Annotated in this window: 8 protein-coding genes; 6 read left to right on the top strand and 2 right to left on the bottom strand. The window is 68.9% G+C overall.

Annotated features, from left to right (window positions below; translation table 11 throughout):
* A partial coding sequence (locus tag A9X00_RS20100) for an RDD family protein (RefSeq protein ID WP_067157356.1) occupies positions 1-528 on the top strand: 528 nt, incomplete at its 5' end.
* Positions 529-582: 54 nt separating this feature from the next.
* Positions 583-1749, top strand: a complete 1167-nt coding sequence (locus A9X00_RS20095) for a cystathionine gamma-synthase (RefSeq protein WP_067157353.1) — start codon at positions 583-585, stop codon at positions 1747-1749.
* Positions 1750-1819: 70 nt separating this feature from the next.
* Here A9X00_RS20095 and greA read toward each other — a convergent pair whose 3' ends face one another.
* Together greA and A9X00_RS20085 are read right to left on the bottom strand one after the other, a co-directional pair.
* On the bottom strand, positions 1820-2314 hold the full coding sequence (gene greA, locus A9X00_RS20090) for a transcription elongation factor GreA (RefSeq protein ID WP_066940885.1): 495 nt from the start codon (positions 2312-2314) through the stop codon (positions 1820-1822).
* 221 nt (positions 2315-2535) lie between these two features.
* Positions 2536-2970: a DUF4307 domain-containing protein gene (locus tag A9X00_RS20085; protein ID WP_067157350.1), complete on the bottom strand. Its 435-nt coding sequence runs from the start codon at positions 2968-2970 to the stop codon at positions 2536-2538.
* Between the two features lie 142 nt (positions 2971-3112).
* Here A9X00_RS20085 and mca point away from each other — a divergent pair, with 142 nt between their 5' ends.
* The 4 genes from mca to A9X00_RS20065 are packed head-to-tail and all read left to right on the top strand — an operon-like array spanning position 3113 to position 6668.
* Entirely contained in the window at positions 3113-3985 is an 873-nt protein-coding gene (mca, locus tag A9X00_RS20080; RefSeq protein WP_067157347.1) for a mycothiol conjugate amidase Mca, read from the top strand.
* Complete coding sequence (locus A9X00_RS20075) at positions 3982-4248, top strand: hypothetical protein (protein ID WP_067157345.1); 267 nt, start codon at positions 3982-3984, stop codon at positions 4246-4248. The genes mca and A9X00_RS20075 overlap by 4 nt, the downstream gene beginning before the upstream one ends.
* A complete protein-coding gene (locus A9X00_RS20070; RefSeq protein WP_067157342.1) occupies positions 4235-6262 on the top strand; it encodes a thioredoxin domain-containing protein in 2028 nt (675 codons plus the stop codon). Before A9X00_RS20075 ends, A9X00_RS20070 begins: the two co-directional genes overlap by 14 nt.
* Before the next feature lie 22 nt (positions 6263-6284).
* Positions 6285-6668: a nuclear transport factor 2 family protein gene (locus A9X00_RS20065; protein ID WP_067157339.1), complete on the top strand. Its 384-nt coding sequence runs from the start codon at positions 6285-6287 to the stop codon at positions 6666-6668.
* Positions 6669-6738: the final 70 nt, after the last annotated feature.

Here is a 6738-nt window from a genome sequence, read left to right as displayed (position 1 = left end):
GGCGGATACGCGCCGCCCCCGCCCGGACCGGCGATCCGCGCCCTGCCGACGGAGTCCTACACGCCATGGGTCACCCGGGTGCTGGCATATCTCATCGACAACATCCCGGCCGGCGTCCTGGTCGGCATCGGTGCGCTCATCCAGGCGCTCACCACGCAACAGTCGTGCGTCAGCGACATCACCCAGTACAGCGTCAACCAGTACTGCGTCAATCAGCCCAGCGGCATCGGCACCATGGCGTTCTGGTTGATGTGGCTGGCCGCGGTGGCCTACCTGGTCTGGAACTACGGCTATCGCCAGGGCGTCACCGGCTCGAGCATCGGCAAGTCGGTGATGAAGTTCAAGGTGGTCAGCGAAGTCACCGGCCAGCCGCTCGGTTTCGGGATGTCGGTGGTGCGCCAGATTGCGCACTTCGTTGACTCGCTCATCTGTGGCCTCGGGTACCTGTTCCCGCTGTGGGACGCCAAGCGACAGACATTGGCGGACAAGATCATGACGACGGTGTGCCTGCCCATCGAAGAGGGCTGAGCGCCGGCCACCGATTTTCCTGCCCGGCCTGGGCTGTCACTAGGCTGAGCGTCGATGAGCGAGGACCGCAGCGGAGACCACAAGTTCAAGGGATTGGCCACCAAGGCGATCCACGCCGGGTACCGCCCAGACCCGGCGACCGGGGCGGTGAACGCCCCGATCTACGCCAGCAGCACCTTCGCCCAGGACGGTGTCGGCGGCCTGCGCGGCGGATTCGAGTACGCGCGCACCGGCAACCCGACCCGGGCCGCACTCGAGGCCTCGCTGGCGGCGGTCGAGGAGGGCGCCTTCGCGCGCGCGTTCGGCTCCGGAATGGCCGCCACCGACTGCGCGCTGCGCGCGATGCTGCGGCCCGGCGACCACGTCGTCATCCCCAACGACGCCTACGGCGGCACCTTCCGGCTGATCGACAAGGTGTTCACCAAGTGGAACGTCGAGTACACGCCGGTGGCGCTGTCCGACCTGGATGCCGTTGCGGGCGCGATCACCCCGCAGACCCGGCTGATCTGGGTGGAAACCCCGACCAACCCGTTGCTGAGCATCGCCGACATCGCCGCGATCGCGGAGCTGGGCGGGAGAAACTCGGCGAAGGTGTTGGTGGACAACACCTTCGCGTCACCGGCGCTGCAGCAGCCGCTGACACTGGGCGCCGACGTGGTGCTGCACTCGACCACCAAATACATCGGCGGGCACTCCGACGTGGTGGGCGGCGCGCTGATCACCAACGACCAGGAGCTGGACGACGCGTTCGCCTTCCTGCAGAACGGGGCGGGCGCGGTGCCGGGCCCGTTCGACGCCTACCTGACGATGCGCGGCCTGAAGACCCTGGTGCTGCGGATGCAGCGGCACAGCGAAAACGCTTGCGCCGTAGCCGAATTCCTCGCCGGACATCCCTCGGTGAGCGCGGTGTTGTATCCGGGCCTGCCCGGGCACCCCGGCCACGACGTCGCCGCGCGCCAGATGCGCGACTTCGGCGGCATGGTCTCGGTGCGCATGCGCGGAGGCCGGCCGGCCGCCGAGCAGCTGTGTGCCCGCACCGAGGTATTCATCCTGGCCGAGTCGCTGGGCGGCGTCGAGTCGCTGATCGAACTGCCCAGCGCCATGACCCACGCGTCGACGGCCGGCTCGCAATTGGAAGTGCCCGACGACCTGGTGCGGCTTTCGGTCGGCATCGAGGACGCGGCCGACCTGCTGGCCGACCTCGACCAGGCGCTGACTTAGTACGGCGACCAGACGCAAAATCGCATGCTCAACGCAGATTGAGTGCGATTCCGCGTCTGCTCGCGGCCGACTAGGAGTGGTACGGCTCCGCGCTGACCAGGGTGACCTCGACGGTGTTGCCGTTGGGCACCTGGTAGCTGCGGGTCTCGCCGACCTTGGCGTCAATCAGGGCGCCGCCCAGCGGGGAGTTCGGCGAGTACACCTCGAGCTTGCCGTCGTTGACGCCCTCCTGGCGGGTGGCGATCAAGAACGTCTCGCTGTCGGACTTGTCGCCGTTGTAATAGACCTTGACCACCGAGCCGGGCAGCGCGACGCCGGACTGCTTGGGCGCCTCGCCGACCTTGGCGTTGTTGAGCAGGTCCTGCAACTGGCGGATGCGGGCCTCCTGCTGGCCCTGCTCCTCGCGGGCGGCGTGGTAGCCGCCGTTCTCGCGCAGGTCACCCTCTTCGCGGCGGTCGTTGATTTCCGCGGCGATGATCGGACGATTCGCGATCAACTGGTCGAGCTCGGCCTTGAGTCGGTCATGTGATTCCTGGGTCAGCCAGGTCACCTGAGTATCCGTCATCTCGTCGTCCTCGTGTTTCTTTCTCGTTTCGCGTATTCGCGCAAGCTTTTGCACCCCGCTGCCGGGGGTATTCGGGTCCCGCCCCGCCTACCGCCGCTCCGTTCTTCCGACGGCCTTTAATGCAGCAATACACGGTCCCTAGGGGAACCGTGCATTCATCCATGTTACCACCGCGCAAACAGATGATGACTCAATATTCGCTGTTCGTCTCGATCGCGCGGTCAGGCCGGACGCAGGTAAGCGGGCACATTGGTGCCGCAACCGTAGATGTCGGCCATCACCGGCGGTCGGACGGATTTCACCGTCGTCGTCACCTGCACGGTGGCCTGGTCGGACGGCGCCACCAGCACTTCGCGTCGGCCGGTCTCGCCGCCGTCCTTGGCCCGGACCCGCACGATGCAGTCAACCGGGCGCGACGGGTCGGATCGCGTCACGCTGATCGTTACCGACGCCGTCTCGTTGTCGATCACCTGATAGCCGGCCAGTGAGCCGGTGACGTCGCTGGTCCCGAGCCGCTGGTAGCCGACGACGGCGACGACGACGCCGACGGCCACGACCAGCACGGCCAACCCGATGGCCACCCGGCGCCGGGATATGCGCGACAGTCGCGATCGCCCATAGCGGGCCTCGGGGCGCGGAGGGGAAGTTTCGGTCATGCCTGGGTATGCCTGCACTGGTGGTTGCCGGCCGCCGGCCGACAGGATGCAACGATCGGAACTGGAATTATAAGGTCGCTTCTAGCACTTCTAGCCCTGCAGGGGCGACCAGCGAACCGACTCGGACAACTTGAGGGGGCACGTGAGCGGACTGCGGTTGATGGCGGTGCACGCCCACCCCGACGACGAGTCGAGCAAGGGTGCGGCCACGCTGGCCCGCTACGCCGACGAGGGTCACCGGGTCTTGGTGGTGACCCTGACCGGCGGCGAGCGCGGCGAGATTCTCAACCCGGCGATGGACCTGCCGGATGTGCTGGAGCACATGGCCGAAATCCGCCGCGACGAGATGGCGAAGGCGGCGGAGATCCTCGGTGTTGAGCACAAGTGGCTGGGCTTCGTCGACTCCGGCCTGCCCCAGGGCGATCCGCCGCCACCGCTGCCCGAAGGCTGCTTTGCGCTGGTGCCGCTGGAGGAGCCCGTCGAGGCGTTGGTGCGCGTGGTCCGCGAGTTCCGGCCCCACGTGATGACAACCTACGACGAGAACGGCGGCTACCCCCACCCCGACCACATTCGCTGCCACCAGGTTTCGGTCGGTGCCTTCGAGGCCGCCGGCGACTACGCCCGCTTTCCGGACGCGGGCGAGCCGTGGACGGTGTCCAAGCTGTACTACAACCACGGCTTCCTGCGGGCGCGGATGCAGCTGCTGCACGACGAGTTCGTCAAGCGCGGCCAGGAGGGCCCGTTCCAAAAGTGGCTCAAGCACTGGGATCCCGAGCATGATCCGTTCGAGTCCAGGGTGACCACGCGGGTCGAGTGCTCGGCGTATTTCAGCCAGCGCGACGATGCCCTGCGGGCGCATGCCACCCAGATCGACCCGAACGCCGAATTCTTCGCCGCCCCCATCGAATGGCAGCAGCGGCTCTGGCCGACCGAGGAATTCGAGCTGGCCCGCTCCCGCGTCCCGGTCAAGCTGCCCGAGGACGACCTGTTCGCCGGGATCGAGGACGACGGGTGACGCACCACCTCCTGCGGGTGCTCGCCGACGCCCCGCACAACCACGGGCCCGACTTCGGCAAGGCCAGCCCGGTCGGGCTGCTCGTCGTGGTGCTGCTGCTGGTCGCGACGCTGTTCCTGTTGCGGTCGATGAACCGGCAGCTGAAAAAGGTCCCCAAGACGTTCGACCCGGAGCACCCCGAGCCCGATCAGGCCGCCGACGAGGGCACCGACACGGTTGGCGAGAACCCCGACCAACCGAGACCGCGCGATGAGCCCGGCTGAGCAGGCCGCCACGAACACCCTCGGGCAGGCCACCAGCCCGTATCTGCGCCAGCACGCCGACAACCCGGTGCATTGGCAGCAGTGGACGCCGCAGGCGCTGGCGGACGCGGCGGCGCGCGACGTGCCGATCCTGCTGTCCATCGGCTACGCCGCCTGTCACTGGTGCCACGTGATGGCCCACGAATCGTTCGAAGACGACGAGGTGGCCGCGGTGATGAACGCGGGATTCGTGTGCATCAAGGTCGATCGCGAGGAGCGTCCCGACATCGACGCGGTGTACATGAACGCGACCGTCGCGCTCACCGGGCATGGCGGGTGGCCGATGACGTGTTTCCTGACGCCCGACGGCCGGCCGTTCTTCTGTGGCACGTATTACCCGAAAGACGGCTTCCTGCAACTCCTTTCGGCCGTGTCCACGACCTGGCGGGACCGCCGCGGCGAGGTCGAGGAGGCCTCTGACCACATCGCCGGGGAGTTACGCAGGATGGCTTCTTCTCTCGGGGGCCTGGCGGCGACTGGCGGCCCCGACGTCGCGCCGCAGCTGTGTGACCACGCCGTCGCCTCCGTGCTCGCCGACCAGGACACCGTGCACGGCGGGTTCGGCGGCGCCCCCAAATTCCCGCCGTCGGCGATTCTCGAGGCGCTGCTGCGCAACCACGAGCGCACCGGCTCACCGGCCGCGCTGGAGGCGGTCGCGCGCACGGGCAACGCGATGGCCCGCGGCGGCATCTACGACCAACTCGCCGGCGGCTTCGCCCGCTACAGCGTCGACAACGCCTGGGTGGTACCGCATTTCGAGAAGATGCTCTACGACAACGCGCTGCTGCTGCGCGCCTACGCCCACTGGGCGCGGCGTACCGGGGACCCGTTGGCCCGCCGGGTCGCCACCCAGACGGCGGGGTTCCTGCTCGACGAGCTGGCCGACGGTGACATGTTCACCTCGTCGCTGGACGCCGACGCCGACGGCCGCGAGGGCTCGACCTATGTCTGGACGCCGGCGCAGCTGACCGAGGTGCTGGGCGCCGACGACGGTCCTTGGGCCGCAGAGCTTTTCGCGGTCACCCCGTCCGGCACCTTCGAACACGGCAGCTCGGTGCTGCAGTTGCCCGCCGACCCCGACGACCCGCAACGGGCCGAACGCGTCCGCGCCGCGCTGCTGGCCGCGCGGCTCACCCGCGCGCAGCCGGGGCGCGACGACAAGGTCGTCACATCGTGGAACGGACTGGCGATCACTGCGCTGACCGAGGCCAGCGTGGCGTTGGACACACCCGAGTTGGCTTCTGCCGCAACGCGTTGCGCCCTTTCGCTGCTGGGGCTGCACGTCGTCGACGGACGATTGCGGCGCGCCAGCCTGGGCGGGGTGGTCGGCGAAAGCCCCGGCATCCTCGAGGATTACGCGATGCTGGCCACCGGCCTGCTCGCGCTGTACCAGCTGAGCGCCGAGGAGTCGTGGCTGACGACGGCGACCGGGTTGCTGGATACCGCGCTGCGCCACTTCGCCGACCCGCAGCGGCCCGGCCGCTGGTTCGACACCGCCGACGACGCCGAGCAATTGGTGCTGCGGCCCGCCGACCCGCTCGACGGCGCCACGCCGTCGGGCGCGTCGTCGATCACCGAAGCGTTGCTGACCGCGGCGCACCTCGTCGACGCCGAGCGCGCGGAGCGGTACCTGCGGGCGGTGGGCGACGCCCTCGCGGCGCACTCGCTGCTGCTGGAGCGCGCGCCGCGGTCGGCCGGGCATTGGCTGGCCGTCGCGGAATCCGCGGTTCGCGGGCCGCTGCAGATCGCGGTCGTCTGCGACCCGTCTCGGTCCCCGCTGCTGGCCGAGGCGCGCCGACTGGCTCCCGGCGGGGCGATCGTCGTGGGCGGCGAGCGGGATTCGTCGGCGCTGCTGGTCGGGCGGGACCGGGTCGGGGGCGCCGACGCCGCCTACGTGTGCCGGGGCCGGCTGTGCGACTTGCCGGTGACCGGGTCGGCCGAACTGGCGGCCGCGCTGGATGTTTCGGGACGGTAGCCCGGTGGCTACCCTGCGTCCCATGCCAAACGCCACGGACCGGGTCCACGCGATCACCGACACCGTCAACCGCTACATCGAGCTCGTCGCAGCGGGCAGCCCCGACGAGCTGGTGGACTTGTTCGCCGACGACGCGACCGTCGAGGACCCGGTCGGGGGCGAGGTGCACATCGGTCGCCAGGCCATCCACGGCTTTTACTCCGCGGTCAACGACGTGCAGCGCGAATGCGAGCTGGTGTCACTGCGGGTGGCCGGCAACGAGGCGGCGTTTCAGTTCCGCTTGACCGTCACCGCGGGGGAGCACCGGATGGTGATCGAGCCGATCGACGTGATGGCCTTCGACGACAGCGGCAAGGTCACCGCGATGAAGGCCTACTGGTCGGCGGCCGACATCACGCAGCTCTAGGCGAGCTCTAGCCGCGAGAGTGCAACTGGCGACGCATTTCCCGAGTGACCGCGTCGGTAGTTGCACTTTC

Origin of the sequence: Mycobacterium sp. 1245805.9, from assembly GCF_001672915.1 — a bacterium.
In the GTDB taxonomy this organism is placed as follows: domain Bacteria; phylum Actinomycetota; class Actinomycetes; order Mycobacteriales; family Mycobacteriaceae; genus Mycobacterium.
Note: the sequence above shows the minus strand (reverse complement) of the source record. Positions and strands in the feature narration are given on the sequence as shown.